The sequence below is a fragment of the Pseudomonas mandelii genome (assembly GCF_024138395.1).
GTDB lineage: Bacteria > Pseudomonadota > Gammaproteobacteria > Pseudomonadales > Pseudomonadaceae > Aquipseudomonas > Aquipseudomonas mandelii_E.
Genome location: NZ_JAMYDU010000013.1, coordinates 113,436 through 138,404 on the forward strand (window position 1 = coordinate 113,436; position 24,969 = coordinate 138,404).

The following is a 24,969-nucleotide window of genomic DNA, read 5'->3' on the forward strand; positions in this document are numbered from 1 at the left end:
CGGACGTTCGACTGACTGGACGACCACGGGTAACAGGCATACCTTGGACAGCTAATTCAACGCTGTATAAGGACCCAGCCATGAGCCGTATTTATGCTGACAACGCCCATTCCATTGGCAATACGCCGCTGGTGCAGATCAACCGTATCGCCCCGCGCGGTGTCACCATCCTGGCCAAGATCGAAGGGCGCAACCCCGGTTATTCGGTCAAGTGCCGGATCGGCGCGAACATGATCTGGGAGGCCGAAAGCAGCGGAAAACTCAAGCCCGGCATGACCATCATCGAACCGACTTCGGGCAACACCGGCATCGGCCTGGCGTTCGTTGCCGCTGCCCGCGGGTACCGGCTGATGCTGACCATGCCGGCGTCCATGAGCATCGAGCGGCGCAAGGTGCTCAAAGCCCTTGGCGCCGAACTGGTGTTGACGGAACCGGCCAAAGGCATGAAAGGCGCGATCGAGAAGGCCGCCGAAATCCTCGCCAGTGATCCATCGACCTACTTCATGCCGGCGCAGTTCGAAAACCCGGCTAACCCGGCCATCCACGAAAAAACCACCGGGCCGGAAATCTGGAACGACACCGACGGCGCAGTCGACGTACTGGTGGCGGGCGTCGGGACAGGTGGAACCATTACCGGGGTTTCGCGGTATATCAAGAATACTCAGGGCAAACCGATTATCTCGGTGGCGGTGGAGCCGTTGGTATCTCCAGTAATCACTCAAATGATCGCCGGGGAAGAAATCAAACCTAGCCCTCACAAAATCCAGGGCATCGGCGCTGGTTTTGTGCCGAAGAACCTGGACCTGTCGATGGTCGACCGGGTCGAACTGGTCAGCGACGATGAGTCCAAGGCGATGGCCCTGCGCCTGATGCAGGAAGAAGGGATTTTGAGCGGCATCTCGTGCGGCGCCGCCATGGCTGTGGCTGTGCGGCTGGCCGAAACCCCGGAAATGCAGGGCAAGACCATCGTGGTGATCCTGCCCGACTCTGGCGAGCGCTACCTGTCGAGCATGCTGTTCAGTGATCTGTTCACCGAGCAGGAAACTCAGCAATAACATTTTACGACTGCTTCGCAGCCGAACGGGGGCAAGCCCCAATGCCTGTAGGAGCGAGGCTTGCCCGCGAAGAATTCACCGCGGTTTTTCAGGTATTACGCGTCATCGTTCTTCGCGGGCAAGCCTCGCTCCTACAGGTATTGGGGCAGGCCTCCTTGTCATGGGAGGTGATTCAGGTCAGCCCCCGTTCAGGAACCTTGTGTTAATAACTGTTTATTGCGCAATCCTTAACACTGAATGTTGAGTTATGTGGGTATTTTTCGAGGCCGGTAGTGTTGATAATGGCCGACTGCCACGTCGGGTAAATGGCGTTGTGCAAAGTTACCTACTATCAAGGAGTTGTAGATGAACTTTCCCTTTGTCGCGAAGGCTTCGGTATTGTTGCTTTTCGTCAGCAGCACGCTCTATGTGCACTTGCGTGGCAAGGCGCGTTTGCCGGTTCTGCGCCAGTTTGTCAATCACTCGGCCTTGTTTGCACCCTATAACGCCCTGATGTACCTGTTCTCCGGTGTACCGTCCAAACCCTATCTGGACCGCAGCAAGTTCCCCGAACTGGATGTGCTCAAGGACAATTGGGAAGTTATCCGCGACGAAGCCATGCACTTGTTTAACGAGGGCTATATTCGCGCCGCCGAAAAGAACAACGACGCCGGTTTCGGTTCGTTCTTCAAGAAGGGCTGGAAGCGTTTCTACCTCAAGTGGTACGACCAACCGCTGCCATCGGCCGAAACCCTGTGCCCGAAAACCGTGGCATTGGTCAGCAGTATTCCCAACGTCAAAGGCGCCATGTTCGCGCTGCTGCCCGCTGGCAGTCACCTCAACCCGCATCGCGACCCCTTCGCCGGTTCCCTGCGTTATCACCTGGGGTTGTCGACGCCGAACTCCGATCATTGCCGCATCTTCGTCGATGGTCAGGTCTATGCCTGGCGTGATGGGGAAGACGTGATGTTCGATGAAACCTATGTTCACTGGGTCAAGAACGAAACCGAGCAAACCCGGGTCATCTTGTTTTGCGACATCGAGCGACCGCTGAGCAATCGCCTCATGACCCGTATCAACCGCTGGATCAGTGGCTCGCTGGGGCGCGCCACTGCACCCCAGAACCTTGACGATGAACGCGTTGGCGGGATCAACCAGGTCTATGCCAGGAGCAAGCGCTTCAGCGACACATTCAGCGGTATGGTCAAACAGTGGAAGCGTCGTAATCCCACGGCCTACTGCGTACTGCGACCGGTGCTGGCGGTGATGGTGTTGACGTTGTTGGGGTATTGGCTGTTTGGTTGAGGCCGATCACGGGATGAAAAACCGCTCCTTGAGAGCGGTTTTTTTGCCCACGAGTTTTAGGGCCGCCCGGCGAGAAGGCTAGGTTCTTCGGTTTCGGTACCCATCGCAACAACCTGCAGAATGCGCCGTTGACTGGCTGTCAGCTCTACTGCAATGGGCTTGTTTTCTGTAGTGGGCGAGCTCTTCCTTGTGGGGGACTTTTTGATCACTTTGCGCATCTTCCCTCCGCCATTGGTCATTAATTGAACAGTTTTCACGATACTAGGCTTTCCACTGCTTTGACAAGTCGGCCTTCAGCATCGAAGTAAAAGCCGAGTTGTTGGTAAATAGAAATTGCACCTTCCAGCGGTTCCTGAACTTCGATGAACCTGCTGCCGATGATTTGGGCGTACTGCTCAATGACCAATATGGCCAATGGCGCAATACGGTTTTTCAAAGGATGCACTCCTCTGGGACATCCCTCCAATCGCACGATGCGAATTCGTTGCCGACTGTTATTTGGGTTCGCGAAGCATAATCCGCACAGTTCTTCATCGAACCAAATGGAGAGGTCCAGAGCCAACGGCTCCCTCGCTTTCCACTCAACGACCTCTCCCCATGAAAAATGTGGATCGTCCCAGAGCTCAAAAGCGTTCAATGACTGCGCGTTGATCGCGTCAAAACGTACTCTGGATAAATTGAGCGCTGTGGGGCCGACCAGCTCCCGTTCATGTTGCAGTTGGGCAATATTAGCGCCAGCCAGCTTTCTAGCCCTTGACCGATACAACTGATACCGAAGATGAGTCCGTTCCCTGGGCATTTGATCTCTTGCATTCCATGTCCCCCATCACGGGCGATTCCATTTCCCCCAGAGTAAGCAGCGCTTCCCCGGCTGTCTTTACTGGCCCTTTGTCCAAGTCATTGCAATCCATGTCACGCGCTGGTTATAGTCGGCCCTCGATGGTTTCCTGAACCACTCTTTCACCCAATCAAAAAAGATCAGCCCATGCCTGCTTCCCCCATCAATGCGGTAGTCGATTCAGCGGTCAGCGCTGGCGTCGTGCCGTGTGGGAATCAGCAGCCTGCGCAGATCAGTCATTACCCCCCACCTGTCAGTAGCACGCCGGTGTGCGCAGTCGTATCACCGCCAGGCGTTGGCTTCTCGGGCTGATCAGCTTTTCTCTGCTGCTCTCATGTCCGTCTGAAAAAACGCCTGAAAAAAACTACTGAATTTCAGCTTCGGCTGAGTTGGCTTTTTGCCTGACTACAGGTGGTATTCATGTTTGTCCTTTCGAAAAAATCCGCGCTCGCGGCGGCGTCCACGAGCCTGTTCGTTTTGCTGTGGAGCAGCGGGGCGATTTTCTCCAAATGGGGCTTGGCCCACGCGTCGCCTTTTGCCTTTCTGCTGGTTCGCTTCGCCATTGCCTTGTGCGGGCTGGTGCTGTTGATGCCGTTGCTCAAACTGAAATTGCCCAAGGGCGGCAAGCCGATGTTGTATGCGATGGCCACGGGTGTGGTGTTGCTGGGGGCTTACCAGATTTTCTATCTGCTGGCCCTGGACCTGAAAGTGACGCCCGGCATGATGGCAACCATCATGGGCGTGCAACCGATTCTCACCGTAGTGATCATGGAGCGGCACCGATCAATAAGCCGGATGTTCGGTCTGGCGCTAGGCCTGGCCGGCTTGATCATGGTGGTTTACCAGGGCATCGGACTGGCCGGCATGTCGTTGGCCGGGATGCTCTTCGGTTTGCTGGCGCTGGCAAGCATGACGTTCGGCTCGATCATGCAGAAGCGCATCACCGATAATCCCCTCGGCACATTGCCGGTGCAGTACCTTGCCGGGCTGTTGCTCTGCGGGATCTTCGTGCCGTTCCAGCCGTTTCACGTCGAATACAGCACAGGGTTCATCGTGCCGGTGTTGTGGATGGGGTTGGTGGTATCAGTGCTGGCGACGCTGCTGCTGTATCGACTGATTGCACGAGGCAATCTGGTGAATGTCACCAGCCTGTTTTATCTGGTGCCGGCGGTGACGGCGGTGATGGACTATCTGATTTTTGGCAACCGCCTGGCGGCGCTGAGCATGCTCGGCATGCTGCTGATCATCATCGGTCTGGTGTTCGTCTTCCGTAAAACTGCTTGAAACAAAACAAGGCCCGGGGCATGAGCTCCGGGCTTTTTTTATTTGGCCAGAGCATGTTCGGCCCGCACCGAATTCATGAACGCCTGCATCGCCGACGACTGAATGCGATGACGCCGGGTGATCAGCCCATAGGGTGGCAGTCGTGCTTCGAACTTGATCGGCAACACGGCCAGCAGATCACGGCCGGGATAATCCTCGACCACCGACACCGGCGTAACGCCGAGCATATCGGTCTGCTGGATCAATGAGAGCAGGGTCATGATCGACGTGGTTTCGACGATGCTGCTGGGGATGTCGACCCGTGCGTTGTGAAACACCTGATTGATGATCGCGCGCATCGGGCTTGGATGTTGTTGCAGCACCCAGGTCATGTTCTGCAATTCTGCCCAGCTCAGCTGCTTCTCCTTCGCCAGTGGATTTTGCGCGCCGGCAATCACGCACAAGGCCTCTTCGCCAAGGCTGTCGAACAGCAACTCTTCGGCTCGCGCACCGGCCGGAATCCGCCCCAATACAATATCCAGTTGATCCTGCAACAGGGCCTGTACAAGCACGTCGCTGGTGTCGACCTGAATGCTCATCGACAACCGTGGATGGCTTTGCTTCAAGGTGGCGATGGTGCGGGTCAAGAGTCCCGAGGCCAGCGCCGGGATCGCGCCGACCGCCACCCGCCCAAGGTTGCCGGACTCGAGCGCCACCAGTTCTTCGCGCATGCCACTGAGTTCTGCAAACACCATGCGCGCGTAGTAGATGACGGTTTCCCCGAAGGGTGTAGAGCGCATGCCCCGAGGCAGACGCTCAAACAGTTCCACACCCAGCAAATCCTCGGCTTCATGCAGCATCTTGGTTGCCGCGGGTTGGGTCATGCCGATGTGGTCGGCAGCGCGGCGCAACGAGCCGAATTCCTGCAACGCCAGCATCAGCCGCAGCTGGCGTAGACGCAGTCGACTATGAATCACATTGGCAACAGGAATTCGGGTCATGGGCCGTGCTCGCAAAAAGGACTACGGCAAGCCTGACAACAAATGTCAGGCGTTGCCAGCATTGCTGTATCACAGCACCGATTTTGGCTTGGCGACCTGGGGTTTGCGCAAGCCCATCAGGGTTTGCAGCACCTTGGAAATCAGCGGCCAGAACAGCATCAGCAGCGCCGCCGTAGTCAGGCCACCCACCAATGGGTTCGACCAGAAAATCCCGATGTGACCGTCGGAGAACAGCATCGACTGACGGAATGCGTCTTCAGCCTTGTCCCCCAACACCGCCGCCAGCACTAGCGGCGCGATCGGGTAACCGAGTTTCTTGAACAGATAACCCAGCGCGCCGAAGCCGAGCATCAGCACCACGTCGAAGAACGAGTTGTGCACCGAGTACGCACCGATAGCGCAGACCATGATGATGATCGGCGCAATGATCGAGAACGGAATGCGCAGGATCGAAGCGAACAGCGGCACGGTGGCCAACACCACGATCAGGCTGACGACGTTGCCCAGGTACATGCTCGCGATCAGGCCCCAGACGAAGTCATGTTGCTCGACGAACAGCGTCGGGCCCGGGTGGAGGCCCCAGATCATCAACCCGCCGAGCATCACGGCGGCGGTGGCCGAACCGGGAATGCCCAGGGTCAGCATCGGCAGCAGGGCGCTGGTGCCGGCCGCGTGGTCGGCGGTTTCCGGGGCGATCACGCCTTCAAGTTCACCCTTGCCGAAGTTCTCGCGATTCTTCGAAAAGCGCCGCGCCAGGCTGTAGCTCATGAACGATGCCGCAGTCGGACCGCCAGGGGTGATGCCCATCCAGCAACCGACCAGGGTGCTGCGCACAATCGTCCACCAGTAGCGCGGCAACTTGGCCCAGGTGCGCAGGATGATCATTGGCGTGATGCGCGCATGCTCGCCGCGAAACACCAGACCTTCCTCGACGGTGCAGAGGATTTCGCCAATGCCGAACAGGCCGATCACCGCCACTTCGAAACTGATGCCGGTCATCAGGGTTGGCTGGTCGAAGGTCAGGCGCAGGTTGCCCGAGACAGTGTCCATGCCGACGGCGGCCATGGCGAAGCCGATCATCATCGCGACCACGGTTTTCAGCGGCGGGTTTTTGCTCATGCCGATGAACGTGCAGAACGCCAACAGGTACACCGCGAAGAACTCCGGCGAGCTGAAAGACATGGCGAACGCAGCAATCTTTGTCGACAGGAACGTCAGCAACAACACCCCGGCCAACGCGCCGATCAGTGCCGAGCTGAACGCGGCGGTCAGGGCTTCGGCGGCGCGACCTTCGCGGGCCATCGGGTAGCCGTCGAACGTCGTCGCTACCGATGAGGGCTCACCGGGAATGTTGAACAGAATCGAGGTGATCGAGCCGCCGAACAGTGCGCCCCAATACATGCACGACAGCAGAATGATCGCCGACACCGGCGACATGGTGAACGTCAGCGGTAGCAGCAACGCCACGCCGTTGGGGGCGCCGAGGCCGGGCAATACGCCGACCAGAATGCCCAGCAGCACGCCGATCACCATCAGGCCGATGTGGCCCGGGGTCAGGATCAGGTTCATGCCTTGCAGCAGAGAATCGAACTCGCTCATTTGAAGGTTCTCCCGGCCAAGGCAATCCAGTCGCCCATCGGGCCGGCATCCAGCGGGACCTTGAACCACAGCGCGAAAATCAGGTAGCTGGCGAGCACCGCGCCGAGGGACACGCTGCCGATCGCCAACTTGCCATACGGTTTGACGCGGACCTTGTCACGCCACATGAACCAGGCGATGAAACAGGCCGAGGCCACGTAAATGCCAGTAAACGGCATGGCACCGACGAACAGCGCAATCGGGATGAACACCGATAACACTTGTTTGAACGCACTGCGGCTGACGAATGCAATGCTCAGGGCTTGCCAGCGCACCAGGGTCAACACGCCGTTGCCCACGCTTGCGGCGCTCAGCAACAGGCCAATGTAGAAGGGAAAGTAACCCGGCTCGGGGCCGGAATCGCCCCAGCCGATACCTTGTTCGACGCTGCCGTACATCACCACCGCGCCGATCAGCGTGGTGAAGAGTGTCAGGCCGAGTTCGACCCAGCGGGTACCGACCAGCGCCGGTGAATCCGAAGAATGGGACATGAAAGCACCTCCAGAGGTGACGGCCGTGCGCAAGCGAACGGCCGCAAACAACTCAGTTTTTCAGCCAGCCGGCTTCTTTGAACACCGGCGTAACGCGGGCGGTGTCTTTCTCGATGTAAGCAGTCAGTGGCTCGCCTTCGAGGAAGGTCGGCACCAGCGCGTTCTGCTTGACGTAGGCCTTGAACTCCGGAGTCTCGGTGACTTTGCGCATCAGCTCGACATAGAACGCCCGCTGTTCGGCGGTGACTTCGCCGGGCATGAACACGGTGCGTGGGAAGCGATACTGATCGATGCCCAGGCCTTGCTCGTGACAGGTCGGAACGTCGGCCCAGGATTTGTCGCCAGCCACTTTATCGGTATAGCTCATGCGCTCTTTACTGAACACGCAGAGCGGCTCGACCTGATCGCCACGCCATTGGCTGATGCTTTCGCTGGGGTTGTTGACGTTGGCGGCGATGTGTTTGCCGGCCAGTTGGGTCGCGGCTTCACTGCCGCTCTTGAAGGGGATGTACACCAGCTTGCTGTTGTTGGTCTGGTTCAACAGCAGGGTCAACGTCTGGTCGACATCCTTGGACTGGCTGCCACCCATGCGCAGTTTCGACGGGTCGGCTTTGGCCGCTTCGTAGAAGCTTTTTGCATCTTTCCACGGCGCACCTTTGTAGCTCCAGAGAATGAAGTCATCCTCGGCGACGGCCGCGATCGGGGTCAATTCCTGCCATTGATAACCGAGCTTGGACACCAGTGGCAACAGGTAGATGTTGTTGGTGCCGATCACCAGTTTTTCGGGATAGCCCTTGTTCATTTTCAAGTCGAGGAACGCTTCGGCGCCGTTGCCGCCGCCCTTGTTGAGGACGATGGTATTAACGTCGAGAAACTTGTGCGTGGTGATGATCGACTGGATCAGTCGGCCCAGTTGATCAGTGCCGCCACCGGGACCGCCAGCGACAACGATTTCGACATTCTTGTCCGGTTGCCAGGCGTGAGCGAGAGCGGGAAGGGCGCCGGCGGCGACCAGTGTGCAGCCAAGAAACAGACGGGATGTGCGACGGACGAATGCATTTCGCATGGAAGGGCCTCGTTTTTGTAGTTGTTATGAGTGACTTGGGAAAGCCGCAAGCCTGGGAGTGAGTGTGGGAAGCCGTCGCCCCCGCGTCTAGTCAAAACAATACATATACCGATAGCCTGGGGTTATAGGTCATGACCGAGAAAAGCGCATTTTGTCGCTAATCCCTGTGCGCCAAAGCCGTTTGAGTGGAAAGTCGACCTCAGAGCCAAGTGTTGAAAGCCTCCCGAAAGCAGGGCATGCCATAACCCGAGGCTATCGCCTTATTTCAAGTTTTGATTAGACGGTTATCACTTAGCCTTCGATAGTGCTCACCAGCGCCGCCATGACGCGGCAAAGTTGCAATCACAACAATAATAAAACGAGGTATGCACCATGGCTCGTCCCAGTGCTTCCCTGCATCTGCCCGGCGCAGATGGCCAGCCAACGGCAGCGACGACTTCGATGACCGGTACCAGCAAAGCCAGCAGCGTGCGCTGGCGGATCTTTGCGATCATCTTTGCCTTGACCATGGTTAACCTGATCGATCGGGTGTCGCTGTCCATTGCGATGCCGACCATCGCCCATGAGTTTTCCCTGTCGCCGAGCGTGCAAGGGCTGATTCTCAGCAGCTTCTTCTGGGCCTATGCGCTGCTGCAGATTCCCGGTGGCTGGATGATCGATCGCTTCGGGCCGCACCGGGTCATCAGTTGGTCCACTGGATTATGGGGCACGTTTCAGGTACTGGCGGCCTTTGCCACCGGCGGCTTGTCGTTGCTCTTCGCGCGGGTGGCCCTGGGGGCTGCGGAGGCACCGTTGTTCCCTTCGGGCGGCAAGCTGATTTCCCTGTGGCTGGCACCGAGCGAGCGCAGTCGCGGCGCGGTGCTGATGGACAGCGGCAGCCCGTTGGGCGTGGCACTTGGCGGCCTGATCATTGCTTATCTGATTGCTTCGCTGGACTCCTGGCGCCTGGCGTTCGTGATCGCCGGCATCGCGACCCTGGTCCTGGCCTGGCTGGCATGGCGGTATCTGCGCGATGACCCGGCCAGTCACCCGCAAGTGAATGCGGCAGAACTGGAGAAAATCAACGCCGGGCGCGCCACCCCGGCCGCCGAAGCTGCACGCATTCCGGTCAAGGGCCTGGGCATTGCCGCACGATCCCTGAGTGGTTTGCTGATCGGTCGTGCCTGCTGGGCGATGGTGTATTTCGGTCTGCTGACCTGGGGGCCGAGTTATCTGGCTCAGGCTCGCGGCTTCAATATCAAGGGCATTGGCGCTGCGACGTTCGTGATCTTCGTGTGCGGCGCGTTGGGTTCGTTGACCGGTGGTTTCCTCTGCGACGGATTGATCCGCAAGGGCGTCAGCCGCGGTGTGGCGGTCAAGAGTCTACTGGCGTTTTCCGGCCTGGTGGCCCTGGGCGCGTTCCTGCTGCTGCCGACCCTGAGCAATCCTTTTGCAGCCGTGGCGTTGTTGGCCATGACCGCGTTTTTCTTGATGTGGGGCAGCCTCTACTGGAGCTTCCCGGCGCTGCTGGCGGCACCGGCGCGCGTCGGCCTGATCGGCGGCGTGATGAACATGGCCGGCAGCACGGGCGGCATTGCGGTGCCGATCCTGGTGGGGATCATTGTGCAAATGACCGGTGGTTTTGCGCCGGTGCTGGGCTTCTTTGCGGTGTGCTCTGCGGTGTTCGTGCTGGCAACTTTATTCATCAGTCTCGACGAGGTGCGCCATGGGTGAGTTATGGAGCGGACCGATCATCGATGCCCATCATCACTTCTGGGATCCGTCGATCAATGACCATCCGTGGCTGGCGCCCGAAGCGAACATTCCCTTTCGCTACGGTGATTACAGCGCGATCAAGCGTCGCTATTTTCCCGAAGACTACTTCGCCGACGTCGGCCAGCATCGCGTTGTGCAAACGGTGTACGTCGAGACTGAATGGGACCCGCAGGACCCGATTGGCGAAACCCTTTTTATCGAGGGGCTGGCCGCCCGATACGGCGTCCCGAACGCGGTCGTGGCGCAAGCCTGGCTCGATCATCCAGACGCCATTGCAGTGCTCGCCGAACAAGCCAGTTTCAAGTGCGTGCGCAGCGTGCGCCACAAACCCGGCGGCCCGACCACACCCGCGCAAGTTGGTCATGTGCGCAGCCTGATGAGCGACGAACACTGGCGGCGCAGTTTTGCTGCACTCGAAGGGCTGGACCTGCATTTCGATTTGCAGACGCCGTGGTGGAACCTGCACGAGGCCGAACGACTGGCTCGGGACTTTCCCGGTATCACGCTGATTCTCAACCACGCCGGGTTGCCCAATGACCGCAGTGCCGAAGGCCTGGCAGGTTGGCGTTTGGCGATGGCGCGGCTGGCCGAGTGGCCGAACGTGCAGGTGAAGATTTCCGGTCTTGGGCAGGGTGGCCAGGCATGGCGCGCCAAGGACAACGCCTGGATCGTGCGTGAAGTGATTGCCATGTTCGGCACTGACCGGGCGATGTTCGCCAGCAACTTTCCGGTGGACAGCCTGTGTGGTTCCTTCGACGACATCTACAGCGGTTTCAAATCCATCGTTGCTGATCTGCCAGGTGCCGATCAGGAACGGCTTTTCTACAGCAACGCGCAGCGGGTCTATCGCTGTGAACCTTGCGCCATTGACCGAACATGGCCTGCAACCTTGAGGAGTGAAGCATGAACAAGACAACCATCGCCATGGTCCTGGGGGACCCGGCCGGCATCGGTCCGGAACTGATCGCGCGCCTGCTCACCGAGCCTCAAGTGCGTAGCCAGGCGAATGTGATCCTGATTGCCGATGAAGCGGAAATGCGCCGCGGCATGCGCATCGCCGGGACGGAGTTTCCTTACCGTCGCATCGAATCTCTGGAGCAATTGGATTTTCGCGATGACATGCCGTTGTTCTATGACTTCCGTGGCGACACCATTGGCGAGTTCCCGCGCAGCGAAGCCAGTGTCATGGGCGGCCGCTACAGCCTCGACACCTTGGAAAAAGCCCTGCGCCTGACCGAGGCCGGGACCACCGACGCGGTGCTGTTTGGACCGTTGAACAAGACCTCGCTGCACATGGCCGGCATGGCCCACAGCGACGAGCTGCACTGGTTCGCCGAGCTGCTGGATTTCCACGGACCGTTCTGCGAGTTCAACGTGCTCGACAACCTGTGGACGTCGCGCGTGACATCCCATGTGGCGCTGGCCGATGTGCCGGGCATGCTCAGCCAGACGCGGGTGGTCGAAGCGATCCAGCTGATCGATACAGCCCTCAAGCGCAACGGTCTGGAAAAACCGCGCATCGGCGTGTGCGGGTTGAACCCGCACAACGGTGACAACGGCTCGTTCGGTCGCGAAGAGCTGGACATCATTGGCCCGGCTGTTCGTTCGGCTCAGGTGTTGGGTATTGCGGCCGAGGGGCCATACCCTGCCGACACGATTTTCCTCAAGGTGCAGGGCGATGCCAGTGCCTTTGACGCGGTGGTGACGATGTATCACGACCAGGGGCAGATCGCGATCAAGTTGATGGGCTTCTCCCGTGGGGTGACGGTGCAGGGCGGATTGCCGATACCGATTACCACACCGGCCCACGGCACCGCGTTCGACATCGCAGGTCAGGGCAAGGCCAACGTCGGGGCCATTCGCCAGGCGTTCGAGATTGCCTGTCGGATGGGGGCCAATAGCTACTGATCCCCCGATCTTCAACACAGCACCAATCCCCTGTGGGAGCGGGCTTGCTCGCGAAAGCGGTGTAACAGTCGGCATATATGTCGACTGACACGACCTCTTCGCGAGCAAGCCCGCTCCCACAGTTTTTTGCGTTGCGGCTGATAACCCGATCTACCTGATAAGCCGTTACAGCGATCACCCCAGGTTATCGCCGGATACGCATAAGTGATTATCCCCACCCCCCGAGCGCTGGCTAAAGTCGCTCCATCGAATGCCCGAAGCCGGCCACACGAGCGGCTCTGCGCAGCGACCCAACAACGATAAAAAGCCGGCAGCGCAAGGAACTGTATTCATGAAAATCAAAGCAATCCGTACCCGCGTTTTCGAGTGGAAAGGCAAAGTCGTCCCCCCTCAAGCGCACTTCTGCACCAACGCCAGCGACATCCTGTTCGAGCGCGGCGACGCGATGGGTTCGTTCCGTTTTCACGGCTGGCTGGTGGTGGAGGTCGAGACCGATACCGGTCTTGTCGGCATCGGCAACTGCGCCTTGGCGCCGCGTGTGGCCAAGGAAATCATCGATACTTACCTGGCACCGATCGCCATTGGCGAAGACCCGTTCGACAACGAATACATCTGGCAGAAGATGTACCGCCAGAGCCATGCCTGGGGCCGTAAAGGCATCGGCATGGCGGCGATCTCGGCGATCGACATCGCCATCTGGGACATCATGGGCAAAGCAGTGAACAAGCCGGTGTTCAAACTGCTCGGCGGTCGGACCAAGGAAAAAATCTGGACCTACGCCTCCAAGCTCTACGCCAACGACAACCTCGACCTGTTCCTCGAAGAAGCTCAGGGTTATCTGAACCAAGGCTTCACCGCCCTGAAAATGCGTTTCGGCTACGGTCCGAAAGACGGCCCGGCGGGCATGCGCAAGAACATCGAGCAAGTGCGCACCCTGCGTGAACTGGCCGGCCCAGACATCGATATCATGCTCGAGTGTTACATGGGCTGGACCTTGGAATACGCCCGGCGCATGTTGCCCAAACTCGCCGAGTTCGAACCACGCTGGCTCGAAGAACCGGTGATTGCTGACGACATCGAAGGCTACATCGAGCTGAAAAAAATGGGGATCATGCCGATCTCCGGCGGCGAGCATGAGTTCACTTCCTACGGTTTCAAAGACCTGCTGGAACGCCGCGCCATCGACGTGATCCAGTACGACACCAACCGCGTCGGCGGCATCACCGCCGCACGCAAGATCAACGCCATGGCCGAAGCCTGGTCGGTGCCGGTGATCCCGCACGCCGGGCAAATGCACAACTACCACCTGACCATGTCCACCACGGCATCGCCGATGGCCGAGTTTTTCCCGGTGTTCGACGTCGAGGTCGGCAATGAGCTCTTCTACTACGTGTTCAAGGGCGAGCCGCAACCGATCAATGGCTACATCCAGCTCGATGACAACAAGCCGGGCCTGGGCCTGGAAATCTCCGATGAATACCTCGGCGATTTCAACATTATCGAATGACTTTGGCGCGTCGCCTGAAAAGCGGCGCCATCCATGATTTTCCGGAGAACAGGACATGCGCCTGATTCAATTTGAAAACACCACCGGGCAACGCCAGGTCGGCCTCGTCGAGGGCGCTCAGGTTCAGGTGCTGCGCGATACCCGCAACACTCGCGAACTGGCGCTGGCGGCGATCCGCGGCAAACGCAGCCTGCAAGATGAAGTCGCCAGCCGTGGCACCGAACCAGGCCCGGATTACCAGCAACTGTTGCAAGAGGGGCGGGTACTGCCGCCACTGGACCACGAAAACCCGGCCCATTGCCTGATCAGTGGCACCGGCCTGACTCACCTGGGCAGCGCCTCGGCGCGGGACAAGATGCACCAGCAGGACGGTGCGGTCGAAGCCGGCATGACCGACACCATGCGCATTTTCAAGTGGGGCCTGGAGGGCGGCAAACCAGAAGCCGGGCAAGTCGGCGCGCAGCCGGAATGGTTCTACAAGGGGGACGGCAGCATTGTGGTTCGTCCCGGCGCCGACTTCCCGGTGCCGCCATTTGCCGAAGATGCCGGCGAAGAACCGGAGTTGACCGGGCTCTATGTGATCGGCGACGACGGCCAGCCGTATCGGGTCGGTTATGCCTTGGGCAACGAGTTCTCCGACCATGTGATGGAGCGCCGTAATTACCTGTATCTCGCGCATTCGAAACTGCGTTACTGCGCCTATGGCCCGGAGTTGCGAGTCGGTGAGTTGCCCAAGCATCTAGCGGGCACCAGCCGAATCACACGCAACGGCGAAACGCTCTGGGAAAAGGAGTTTCTCAGTGGCGAAGACAACATGTGCCACAGTCTCGCCAACCTCGAATTCCACCACTTCAAATACGCGCAGTTTTTGCGTCCCGGCGATGTCCACGTGCATTACTTCGGTACTGCCACGTTGTCGTTTGCCGACGGCGTGAAAACCCAGCCGGGAGATCGCTTCCAGATCAGCCTTGAGGAATTCGGCGCACCACTGGAAAACGGTATCGGCGAAAGCGCCCAGCCGTTGGCCATCGGCCAGGTTCGTGCGCTTTAAGCCTTCAATCACCGGCGTTGTTGGTCGGTCAGGAAATCACTCATGACTTCACTGCTTGGACACAATTATATCGGCGGCCGGCGCAGCGCCAACGGCGCGCTGCAACTGCAAAGCCTCGACGCGACGACGGGCGAGCCACTGCCCGGGACCTTTTTCCAGGCCACTGAAGCCGAAGTGGATGCCGCCGCCAGTGCTGCCGCAGCAGCGTACCCGATCTACCGTAACCTGAGCGCGGAAAAACGCGCGCTGTTCCTCGATGCCATCGCCGATGAAATCGATGCGTTGGGCGAGGATTTCGTTGCTACCGTATGCCGCGAAACCGCGTTGCTGGCCGGACGCATCCAGGGCGAGCGCGCACGCACCAGCGGCCAGATACGCCTGTTCGCCAAGGTTCTGCGTCGTGGTGATTTCTACGGAGCGCGGATTGATCGGGCGCTACCGGATCGCCAACCATTGCCGCGTCCCGATCTGCGCCAGTACCGCATCGCTTTAGGGCCGGTCGCGGTGTTTGGCGCGAGTAATTTTCCGCTGGCGTTTTCCACGGCCGGTGGCGATACCGCCTCGGCGCTGGCCGCCGGTTGCCCGGTGGTGTTCAAGGCTCATAGCGGACATATGGCAACCGCCGAATGGGTCGCGGACGCGATCATCCGCGCGGCGGAAAAAACCGAAATGCCGGCGGGCGTATTCAACATGATCTACGGCGGTGGTGTCGGTGAATGGCTGGTCAAGCACCCGGCAATTCAGGCCGTGGGTTTCACTGGTTCACTCAAGGGCGGTAATGCACTGAGTCATATGGCCGCGACCCGGCCGCAGCCGATCCCGGTGTTTGCCGAGATGTCCAGCATCAACCCGGTGTTCCTGCTGCCTGAGGCCCTTGCGGTGCGTGGCGAACAGATTGCCGCGCAACTGGCAGGTTCGGTGACGCTGGGTTGCGGGCAGTTCTGTACCAATCCGGGTCTGGTGATCGGCCTGCGCTCGCCGCAGTTCAGCACCTTTCTGGAAACGTTTTGCGCCAGCATGAACCAGCAACCGCCGCAGACCATGCTCAACGCGGGAGCGCTGGTCAGCTACAGCAAAGGTCTTGTCGAGTTGCACGAGCATCCGGGGCTGACGCATCTGGCGGGCAAGCCGCAACAGGGTAATCAAGCTCAACCGCAGGTGTTTCAGGCGGACGTCAGTCTGTTGCTCAAGGGCGATGAACTGCTTCAGGAAGAGGTCTTCGGGCCGACCACCATCGTCATTGAAGTCGAGGATCGGGCGCAATTGGCGGCAGCGCTGCATGGCCTGCGCGGGCAACTGACAGCGACACTGATCGGCGAGGCGGATGAATTGCTGGAATACCGCTGGCTGGCTGAGTTGCTTCAGGAAAAGGTCGGGCGGATTCTGCTTAATGGTTATCCGACCGGGGTCGAGGTCTGCGAAGCAATGGTGCATGGCGGGCCATACCCGGCGACTTCCGATTCACGCGGGACGTCGGTCGGGACGCTGGCGATCGATCGTTTCCTGCGGCCGGTGTGCTTCCAGAATTATCCGGATGCGTTGTTGCCCCAGGCGTTGCAGAACGCCAATCCGCTGGGGATTCGGCGGTTGGTGGATGGTGAGGTGAGTCAGTTACCTTTGTAGTTGTCTGAGCCGACGCCATCGCGGGCAAGCCTCGCTCCTACAGGTTTAGTGTCGTGGCCAATGTATGTGAACGACACAGCGCCGTAGGAGCGAGGCTTGCCCGCGAAGGCGTCATCAGCAACACCACATCACTACCGGGCAGCCACCTCAGCCGTCTTCACCGGCGCCGGCTTCAAAACCAGCCACAACGCCACCGCAATCAACACCCCGCCATAAAGATGCGCCATCGACAGCGGCTCATCCAGCAACAGCGCCCCCCACAACACACCGAACGGCGGGATCATGAAGGTCACGGTCATCGATTTCACCGGGCCAACCGAAGTCAGCAAACGGAAGTAAATAATGTAGGCAAAGGCCGTGCAGACCAAACCCAGCCCCAGCAACGACAACCAGACATTCCAGCCGCCCCAGCTCGCCGGTGGCTGGCTGATCACGCTGTAGCCGAACAGCGGCAACAAAAACAAGGTCGCGCCGAGCATGCTGCCCAAGGCCGAAAGGCGACTGTCGAGGCCGCCGGCATGGTCAAGCCAGCGTCGGGCGAGGAATCCGGCAAAGCCATAGCAGGTGGTGGCCATCAGGCACGCCAGTGCGCCCATCAGCAGTTCCATGTTGAACGCCACCGGTCCGGCCCGGGTGAGGATGCCGACGCCGAACAGGCCGAGAAATACTCCGCCCAACTTGGCGGCGGTGAGTTTTTCATGGAAGAACAGGCCGCCGATCAATACCCCCATCAAAGGCGTGGTGGCGTTGAAAATCGCCGAGTAACCGGCTGGCAGCACTTGAGCGGCCACGGAATAAAGGGTTGCTGGAATCCCTGAGTTGATCAGCCCGAGCAGCATTACCGTCTTGAGTTTTCCTTTGAAATCCCAGCTGATGCGCATCAGCCCAAGGATCACCAGCAACCCGACAGCGGCAATCGATACGCGAAAAAAAGCAGTGGGGATTGTGCCAATCACTGGGGCAATAACGCGCATGAACAGAAAGCTCGCCCCCCAAATGGCGGCAAGCGACAACATACGCAAGATATCGACGGGGTTCACAGCACTTTCCTTCCTTGATTGGCGCGCAAGTGTCGCGCCAGTGAGGGCACAAGGCAATGGTTGCGTTGCATCACGCAGGGCCACTAAGCTCAGGCTCCAACGATAAGAACAGCCGCCGAGGTTTCACTATGCCGCAGCATTGGCCAGCCGCCGACATCGCCCGAATGATCCTCGATGGCTTTGACGACTACCGCGAGCATTTCCGTCAGATCACCGACGGCGCCCGAGCCCGTTTCGAACAGGCTCAGTGGCAGGAAACGCAAGTTGCGTCGGCGGCGCGGATCAATCTCTACGAAGAGAAGGTCGGCGAAACTGTAGGGCGCTTGCAGGCGTCGTTCGCGACCGATGTGCTGATGGACGTCAGCTGCTGGCCGCTGGTCAAAAGCGCTTACATCAGCCTGATCGACCTGCGCTTCGACGATGAACTGTCCGAGACCTGGTACAACTCGATTTTCTGCGGGCTGTTCAGCCATGACCTGATCAGCGACGGCTGCATGTTCATCCACACCACGCGACCGAGCCTGCGCCGGGCCCGGGCCGCGCAAACCCGCACCTACAAGCCGCAGGGCCAGTTGGCCGGCATGCTCACGAGCATCTTTGCCGACTACCGCTTCAGCGAAGATTACGCCGATCTGCCCGGTGACCTGCGTCGCCTCGAAGCGCAATTGCGCGAGAACCTGCCGGACTGGGTCTGCAAGGACCCGGAGCTGAGCGTCGAACTGTTTTCCTCGGTGCTTTACCGCAACAAGGGTGCGTACCTGGTGGGGCGCATTTATACCCCCGACGAACAATGGCCGCTGGTGATTCCGCTACTGCATCGCGAAGGCCGGGGCATCCAGATCGATGCGCTGATCACCGACGAGGCGGAGGTGTCGATCATCTTCTCTTTCACCCGTTCGTACTTCATGGTCGATGTGCCAGTGCCGGCGGAGTTTGTCGGTTTTCTCAAACGCATTCTGCCGGGCAAGCATATTGCCGAGCTGTACACCTCGATCGGCTTCTACAAGCATGGCAAGTCCGAGTTTTACCGGGCGCTGATTAATCACCTGGCCAACACCGACGACCAGTTCATCATGGCCCCCGGCGTGCGCGGCATGGTCATGAGCGTGTTTACCCTGCCGGGCTTCAACACCGTTTTCAAAATCATCAAGGACCGCTTCTCACCGTCGAAAAACGTCGACCGCGCCACGGTGATCGAAAAGTATCGCCTGGTGAAAAGCGTCGACCGGGTCGGGCGCATGGCCGACACCCAGGAGTTCTCCGACTTCCGTTTCCCGTTGAGCAAGTTCGAGCCGGCATGCCTGGAAGAGTTGCTAGAAGTGGCCGCGTCCACGGTCTCGGTGGAGGACGATACGGTGCTGATTCGCCACTGCTGGACCGAACGCCGGATGACGCCGTTGAACCTCTACCTGGAACACGCCAACGAGGCGCAGGTTCGCGAGGCGCTGGAGGATTATGGTCTGGCGATCAAGCAACTCGCGGCGGCGAACATTTTTCCCGGCGACATGTTGCTGAAGAACTTCGGCGTCACCCGTCACGGTCGCGTGGTGTTTTATGACTACGACGAGATTTGTTTCCTGACCGAAGCCAACTTCCGCCACATCCCGCAACCGCGTACACCGGAAGACGAAATGGCCTCCGAACCGTGGTACTCGATCGGGCCGCTGGATGTGTTCCCCGAGGAGTTTCCGCCGTTTTTGTTTGCCGATTCGGCGCAGCGAAGGTTGTTCGATCAGTTGCATGGCGAGTTGTACAACGCCGATTACTGGAAGGGGCTGCAGGAGGCGATTCGGGCGGGGAAGGTGATTGATGTATTCCCGTATCGGCGCAAAGGCCTCGATAACGAATAGCCCACACCTGACCTGATCGTTCCCACGCTCCGCGTGGGAATGCAGCAAGGGACGCTCTGCGTCCCAAGAGCGGACGCGGAGCGTGGGAACGATCACATGGGAGCCCAAATCTGCGACAATCGGCCCCCTGCGCCACTAGACGACTTTTGCGTACCTGATGACTGACGAATCGCCTTCAATCGACAAACTGCTGAAAAACCTCGATCACGCCATGCTCGCCGATCGCCACCGACTGCGGCGGCAGTTGCTTGAGCTGCGCAAAAAACCTGACGAGGCCAAACTGGCCCAGTGGGTGACGCGCACGCAGGCGTCCTGTGATCAGGTATTGGCGCGGCGCGCCAGCCTGCCGGTGATTCGTTACGACGACAGTCTGCCGATCGCCGCCAAGCGCGACGAAATCAAAGAAGCGCTGCAAAAGCATCAGGTGCTGATCATTGCCGGCGAAACCGGGTCGGGTAAAACCACCCAGTTGCCGAAAATTTGCCTGGAAATCGGTCGCGGCCAGCACGGCCTGATCGGCCATACCCAGCCCCGTCGAATCGCCGCCCGCAGCGTGGCGAGCCGGGTCGCTGAAGAATTGGCGACGCCGTTGGGCGCGCTGGTCGGCTATCAGGTGCGGTTCGAGGATCAGAGCGATTCCAACACCCTGATCAAACTGATGACCGACGGCATCCTGCTGGCGGAAACCCAGAACGACCGCTACCTCGAGCGCTACGACACGATCATCGTCGACGAAGCCCACGAACGCAGCCTGAACATCGACTTCCTGCTCGGCTATCTGAAAACCCTGCTGCCGCGTCGTCCGGACCTGAAAGTCATCATCACTTCGGCGACCATCGACCTGGAGCGTTTTTCCAAGCACTTCGATGATGCGCCAATCGTCGAAGTCTCCGGCCGTACCTTCCCGGTAGAAACCTGGTATCGCCCGCTGACTCTGGAGCAGGACGAGGAGGGCAACCGTGTCGAGGATGACTTGACCGTGGATCAGGCGATCCTCGCCACCCTCGACGAAATCGCCGCGTTCGAACGCAGTGAGCGCAAAAGTCCCGGCGACGTGCTGGTGTTCCTGCCCGGCGAGCGCGAGATTCGCGATGCGGCGGACATGCTGCGCAAGGCCCAGCTCAAACACACTGAGATTCTGCCGTTGTACGCGCGGCTGTCGCCGGCCGAGCAACAGCGGATTTTCCAGTCGCACCCTGGACGTCGCGTGGTACTGGCGACCAACGTCGCGGAAACCTCGCTGACGGTGCCGGGCATTCGTTACGTGATCGACAGCGGCACCGCACGCATCAGCCGTTACAGCTACCGCGCCAAGGTTCAGCGCCTGCCCATCGAAGCGATTTCCCAGGCCAGTGCCAACCAGCGTAAAGGCCGTTGCGGGCGGGTCGAGCCGGGCATTTGCATCCGCCTCTACAGCGAAGAAGATTTCATCGGTCGGCCGGAATTTACTGACCCGGAAATCCTGCGTACCAACCTCGCGGCGGTGATTTTGCAGATGCTCCATCTGCGCCTCGGCGAAATCACCGATTTCCCGTTTATCGAGCCGCCGGATGGCAAAGCCATCAGCGACGGTTTCAACCTGCTGCAAGAACTCTCGGCGGTGGACCGCAACAGTCAGCTGACGCCGCTGGGTCGCCAACTGGCGCGGCTGCCGGTGGACCCGCGCATGGGCCGCATGCTGCTGGAAGCGGCGAAACTGGGCAGCTTGCAGGAAGTGCTGATCGTCGCCAGCGCCATGTCGATTCAGGACCCGCGCGAACGTCCGCCGGAGCGTCAGCAAGCGGCGGATCAGGCCCACGCCCAGTGGAAAGACGTGGACTCGGACTTCGCCGGGCTGGTTAATCTGTGGCGTGGTTTTGAAGAGCAGCGCCAAGCGTTGACCGCCAGTCCACTGCGCAACTGGTGCCGCAAGAATTTTCTGAATTACCTGCGCCTGCGCGAGTGGCGCGACTCCCATCGTCAGTTAAGCCTGATCTGCCGCGACATGCAGTTGAGCCTCAACAAGGAGCCGGCGGATTACCCGAAACTGCACAAAGCCGTGCTCTCCGGATTGCTCAGCCAGATCGGCCAGAAAACCGAAGACGGCGACTACCTTGGGGCTCGTCAGCGGCGCTTCTGGATTCACCCGTCGTCGGGCCTGGGCAAGAAGCGCCCGCAGTGGCTGATGACCGCCGAACTGGTGGAAACCACCAAGCTTTACGCACGGATGGTCGCCAAGATCGACGCCGACTGGATCGAGCCGCTGGCCGGGCACCTGATCAAGAAAAACCACTTCGAACCCCACTGGGAGAAGAAGCGCGGCCAGGTCGTGGCCTTCGAGCAAATCACCCTGTTCGGGCTGATCGTAGTGGGGCGCCGACCGGTGCATTACGGGCCGATCGACCCGGTGGTTTCTCGTGAATTTTTTATTCGCGAAGGTCTGGTGCGCGGCGAAATTCAATCCAAAGCCAAATGCCTCACGGCCAACCAGCAGTTGCTTGAGCAACTCGATGAACTGGAAGCCAAGGCGCGCCGCCGGGATATTCTGGCTGACGAAGAAACCCTGTTCGCTTTCTACGATGCGCGGTTGCCGGCAGAGATTCACCAGACCGCGACCTTCGACAGTTGGTACCGGATCAACAGCCAGAAAGACCCACAGTTGCTGATCATGCGCGAAGAAGACGTGCTGGCCCGCGAAGCCAGCGAAGTCACCGCCGCGCATTACCCGGACACCTTGCACATCGGCGATCTGGAACTGGCGCTGAGTTATCACTTCGAACCCAACCATCCTCGCGACGGCGTGACCTTGCGCGTGCCGGCGCCGCTGTTGCCAATGCTGCCGCCGGAACGTCTGGAATGGCTGGTGCCGGGGGTGATCGAGGCCAAGTGCATTGCGCTGGTGCGCAACCTGCCCAAGGCCCTGCGCAAGAATTTCGTACCGGTGCCGGACTTCGTCAAAGCCGCGTTGCAGCGCATCACATTTGCCGAGGGCTCATTGCCTCAAGCATTGGGCCGCGAGTTGCTGCGCATGACTGGCGCGCGGGTCAGCGATGAGGCATGGGCCGAAGCCTCGCAGCAGGTCGAAAACCATTTGCGGATGAACCTGGAAATCGTTGACGGTCAGGGCAAGTTCCTCGGCGAAGGCCGTGATTTGGCTGAGCTGACCGCACGCTTTGTCGAGGCCAGTCAGGCTGCGTTGGCGGTGCCGCAAACGGCGAAGAACCAACAACCGGTGGAGCCGAAAGTCTTTGCCGCCGTGGCCGAGAAAACCCAGCAGAAAATCGCCGGGCTATCGATGACGGTGTACCCGGCGCTGGTGGAAGAGGGCGGGACAGTCAAGGAAGGTCGATTCTCGACCCCGGCCGAAGCCGAGTTCCAGCATCGCCGGGCCTTGCAGCGTTTGCTGATGCAGCAATTGGCGGAGCCGGCGAAGTTCCTGCGCGGCAAGTTGCCGGGACTCACCGAGCTGGGGCTGATGTACCGCGAACTGGGGCGTGTCGACAGCTTGGTGGAAGACATTCTGCTGGCCAGTCTCGACAGCTGCATTCTCGACGGCGAAGACCCATTGCCGCGCGATGGCGCCGGACTGGCATCGCTGGCCGAGCGCAAACGCGGCGGCTGGACCGAGCACGCCGAACGGTTGGCCAAGCTGACGCTGGAGATTCTCAAGCTGTGGCACGGCCTGCAAAAACGCTTCAAGGGCAAGATCGACCTGGCGCAAGCCGTGGCCTTGAACGACATCAAGCAGCAGCTCAGCCATCTTGTGTATCCGGGGTTCGTGCGTGAAACGCCAATGCCGTGGCTCAAGGAGCTGCCGCGTTACCTCAAGGCCGTCGAACAACGTTTCGAAAAACTTGGCGCGCAGGTGCAGAAGGACCGGGTCTGGAGCGGCGAGTTGTCCGGCCTCTGGGTTCAATACCAGACCCGCGCCAACAAACACGCCCAGGAAGGCAAGCGCGATCCGCAGCTGGAACTCTATCGCTGGTGGCTGGAGGAATACCGGGTCTCGCTGTTCGCACAGCAATTGGGAACCAAGGTGCCGATCTCCGACAAGCGCCTGAGCAAGCAATGGAGCCAGGTCGAACCTTAGCGCGAACTGCTTTTCGTAGGAGCCAGGCTTGCCGGCGAAGGCGTCCTCATGAACGCTTCGCCGGCAAGCCTGGCTCCTACAGATAATCTATTGCATCTGCGGCAGGCGTTTGCTCTTGCAAAAGGCGCCAAAAGCCAGCGTTTATGGCAAACTTCGCGCCTATAAACGCCAGCCCCGCGGTTTTGAGCCTTCACGGGCCGGGCGGATCGGAATAAAGCGATGCCAGGTTGCGTCCGGACCTGGAATAGACCCTTTGTGTGTTGGTACGTCGGTGCCAGCGCTTTCTGCCTGAACGGATTAGAGAAACGACCATGCATAACGTCGTCATCAGCGGCACCGGCCTGTACACCCCGGCCAACAGCATTTCCAATGAAGAGCTGGTGCAGTCTTTCAACGCTTACGTCGCGCTGTTCAACGCCGACAACGCCGAAGCCATCGCGCGCGGCGAAATCCAGGCATTGACCGAATCCAGCGCGGCGTTCATCGAAAAAGCGTCCGGCATCAAAAGCCGCTTTGTCATGGACAAGGACGGCATCCTCGATCCGCAACGCATGGCACCACGCCTGCCCGAACGTTCCAACGACGAGTGGTCGGTGCTTTGCCAGATGGCCATCGGCGCGGCCGAGCAAGCCTTGCAGCGTGCCGGTAAGACCGCCGCTGACATCGACGGTGTGATCGTCGCCTGCTCCAACCTGCAACGCGCCTACCCGGCCATCGCCATCGAAGTCCAGGAAGCGCTGGGCATCCAGGGTTTCGGTTACGACATGAACGTCGCCTGCTCCTCGGCGACCTTCGGCATCCAGGCTGCGGCCAACAGCGTGCAACTGGGCCAGGCCCGGGCGATCCTGATGGTCAACCCGGAAGTCTGCACCGGTCACCTGAATTTCCGTGACCGCGACAGCCACTTCATCTTTGGCGACGCTGCCACCGCAGTGATCATTGAACGTGCGGATCTCGCGACGTCCAAGAACCAGTTCGACGTGGTCAGCACCAAACTGCTGACCAAATTCTCCAACAACATCCGCAACAACTTCGGCTTCCTCAATCGCGCCGCGGAAGAGGGCATCGGTGCTCCCGACAAACTGTTCGTCCAGGAAGGCCGCAAGGTGTTCCGCGATGTCTGCCCGATGGTCGCCGAACTGATCGCCACGCACCTGGAAGAAAACCAGCTCAACGTCAGCGACGTGAAGCGCTTCTGGCTGCACCAGGCCAACCTCAGCATGAACCACTTGATCGTCAAGAAGCTGCTGGGCCGCGAAGCCACCGAAGAAGAAGCCCCGGTGATTCTCGACACCTATGCCAATACCAGTTCTGCCGGTTCGGTGATTTCGTTTCACAAAAACCAGGACGACCTGGTCAGCGGTTCTCTAGCCGTACTCAGCTCGTTCGGCGCCGGGTATTCGATTGGAAGCGTGATTCTGCGTAAACGCTGACGCTGTCGCGAGGTGGCTTGCCCCGCTTTTCGTAGGAGCCAGGCTTGCCGGCGAAGGCGCTCTTAAGGACGCCTTCGCCGGCAAGCCTGGCTCCTAC

The 24,969-nt window shown here is 59.7% G+C and carries 18 protein-coding genes; 12 read left to right on the top strand and 6 right to left on the bottom strand.

The window, feature by feature from the left end:
* Positions 1-80: 80 nt before the first annotated feature.
* Together cysK and NHU87_RS19175 are read left to right on the top strand one after the other, a co-directional pair.
* Positions 81-1,055, top strand: coding sequence for a cysteine synthase A (gene cysK, locus NHU87_RS19170; protein ID WP_253551599.1), 975 nt, complete (start codon positions 81-83; stop codon positions 1,053-1,055).
* Between the two features lie 345 nt (positions 1,056-1,400).
* Positions 1,401-2,339 (top strand): aspartyl/asparaginyl beta-hydroxylase domain-containing protein, encoded by a 939-nt coding sequence (locus NHU87_RS19175; protein WP_253551601.1) that lies wholly within the window; start codon positions 1,401-1,403, stop codon positions 2,337-2,339.
* A 253-nt stretch (positions 2,340-2,592) separates the two neighbouring features.
* Here NHU87_RS19175 and NHU87_RS19180 read toward each other — a convergent pair whose 3' ends face one another.
* Positions 2,593-3,138, bottom strand: coding sequence for a hypothetical protein (locus NHU87_RS19180; RefSeq protein ID WP_253551603.1), 546 nt, complete (start codon positions 3,136-3,138; stop codon positions 2,593-2,595).
* A gap of 459 nt (positions 3,139-3,597) precedes the next feature.
* On the opposite strand from NHU87_RS19180, the gene NHU87_RS19185 reads away from it, so the two are divergent.
* On the top strand, positions 3,598-4,461 hold the full coding sequence (locus NHU87_RS19185; protein WP_253551605.1) for a DMT family transporter: 864 nt from the start codon (positions 3,598-3,600) through the stop codon (positions 4,459-4,461).
* A gap of 38 nt (positions 4,462-4,499) precedes the next feature.
* Here NHU87_RS19185 and NHU87_RS19190 read toward each other — a convergent pair whose 3' ends face one another.
* The 4 genes from NHU87_RS19190 to NHU87_RS19205 all read right to left on the bottom strand — a co-directional run bounded on the left by NHU87_RS19190 (position 4,500) and on the right by NHU87_RS19205 (position 8,636).
* Positions 4,500-5,441, bottom strand: a complete 942-nt coding sequence (locus NHU87_RS19190) for a LysR family transcriptional regulator (RefSeq protein ID WP_253551607.1) — start codon at positions 5,439-5,441, stop codon at positions 4,500-4,502.
* A gap of 69 nt (positions 5,442-5,510) precedes the next feature.
* On the bottom strand, positions 5,511-7,040 hold the full coding sequence (locus NHU87_RS19195; protein ID WP_253551609.1) for a tripartite tricarboxylate transporter permease: 1,530 nt from the start codon (positions 7,038-7,040) through the stop codon (positions 5,511-5,513).
* On the bottom strand, positions 7,037-7,570 hold the full coding sequence (locus NHU87_RS19200; protein WP_253551611.1) for a tripartite tricarboxylate transporter TctB family protein: 534 nt from the start codon (positions 7,568-7,570) through the stop codon (positions 7,037-7,039). The genes NHU87_RS19195 and NHU87_RS19200 overlap by 4 nt, the downstream gene beginning before the upstream one ends.
* A 52-nt stretch (positions 7,571-7,622) precedes the next feature.
* The gene (locus tag NHU87_RS19205) at positions 7,623-8,636 is read right to left on the bottom strand and encodes a Bug family tripartite tricarboxylate transporter substrate binding protein (protein WP_253551613.1); all 1,014 of its coding nucleotides are present in this window, start codon (positions 8,634-8,636) and stop codon (positions 7,623-7,625) included.
* Between the two features lie 441 nt (positions 8,637-9,077).
* On the opposite strand from NHU87_RS19205, the gene NHU87_RS19210 reads away from it, so the two are divergent.
* The 6 genes from NHU87_RS19210 (at position 9,078) to NHU87_RS19235 (ending at position 16,480) form a co-directional block, all read left to right on the top strand.
* Entirely contained in the window at positions 9,078-10,349 is a 1,272-nt protein-coding gene (locus tag NHU87_RS19210; protein ID WP_253551637.1) for an MFS transporter, read from the top strand.
* On the top strand, positions 10,342-11,298 hold the full coding sequence (locus tag NHU87_RS19215) for an amidohydrolase family protein (RefSeq protein ID WP_253551615.1): 957 nt from the start codon (positions 10,342-10,344) through the stop codon (positions 11,296-11,298). Before NHU87_RS19210 ends, NHU87_RS19215 begins: the two co-directional genes overlap by 8 nt.
* Positions 11,295-12,299 (top strand): 4-hydroxythreonine-4-phosphate dehydrogenase PdxA, encoded by a 1,005-nt coding sequence (locus NHU87_RS19220; protein ID WP_253551617.1) that lies wholly within the window; start codon positions 11,295-11,297, stop codon positions 12,297-12,299. Before NHU87_RS19215 ends, NHU87_RS19220 begins: the two co-directional genes overlap by 4 nt.
* A gap of 331 nt (positions 12,300-12,630) precedes the next feature.
* Positions 12,631-13,806: an L-rhamnonate dehydratase gene (locus NHU87_RS19225; RefSeq protein ID WP_253551619.1), complete on the top strand. Its 1,176-nt coding sequence runs from the start codon at positions 12,631-12,633 to the stop codon at positions 13,804-13,806.
* A 55-nt stretch (positions 13,807-13,861) separates the two neighbouring features.
* Positions 13,862-14,857 carry an AraD1 family protein gene (araD1, locus tag NHU87_RS19230; RefSeq protein WP_253551621.1) on the top strand — a complete coding sequence of 332 codons (996 nt, stop codon included), beginning with the start codon at positions 13,862-13,864 and terminating at the stop codon, positions 14,855-14,857.
* Positions 14,858-14,899: 42 nt separating this feature from the next.
* The gene (locus NHU87_RS19235) at positions 14,900-16,480 is read left to right on the top strand and encodes an aldehyde dehydrogenase (NADP(+)) (protein ID WP_253551623.1); all 1,581 of its coding nucleotides are present in this window, start codon (positions 14,900-14,902) and stop codon (positions 16,478-16,480) included.
* Positions 16,481-16,611: 131 nt separating this feature from the next.
* On the opposite strand, the gene NHU87_RS19240 is transcribed toward NHU87_RS19235, so the two are convergent.
* On the bottom strand, positions 16,612-17,520 hold the full coding sequence (locus NHU87_RS19240; protein ID WP_253551625.1) for a DMT family transporter: 909 nt from the start codon (positions 17,518-17,520) through the stop codon (positions 16,612-16,614).
* 128 nt (positions 17,521-17,648) lie between these two features.
* Between NHU87_RS19240 and aceK the strand changes: the two genes are divergently transcribed.
* From aceK to NHU87_RS19255, 3 genes are all read left to right on the top strand, one after another.
* Positions 17,649-19,370, top strand: coding sequence for a bifunctional isocitrate dehydrogenase kinase/phosphatase (gene aceK, locus NHU87_RS19245; RefSeq protein ID WP_253551627.1), 1,722 nt, complete (start codon positions 17,649-17,651; stop codon positions 19,368-19,370).
* A 157-nt stretch (positions 19,371-19,527) separates the two neighbouring features.
* Positions 19,528-23,439 carry an ATP-dependent RNA helicase HrpA gene (hrpA, locus tag NHU87_RS19250; RefSeq protein WP_253551629.1) on the top strand — a complete coding sequence of 1,304 codons (3,912 nt, stop codon included), beginning with the start codon at positions 19,528-19,530 and terminating at the stop codon, positions 23,437-23,439.
* Between the two features lie 311 nt (positions 23,440-23,750).
* Complete coding sequence (locus NHU87_RS19255) at positions 23,751-24,872, top strand: beta-ketoacyl-ACP synthase III (RefSeq protein WP_253551631.1); 1,122 nt, start codon at positions 23,751-23,753, stop codon at positions 24,870-24,872.
* The last annotated feature ends 97 nt before the right edge of the window (positions 24,873-24,969 follow it).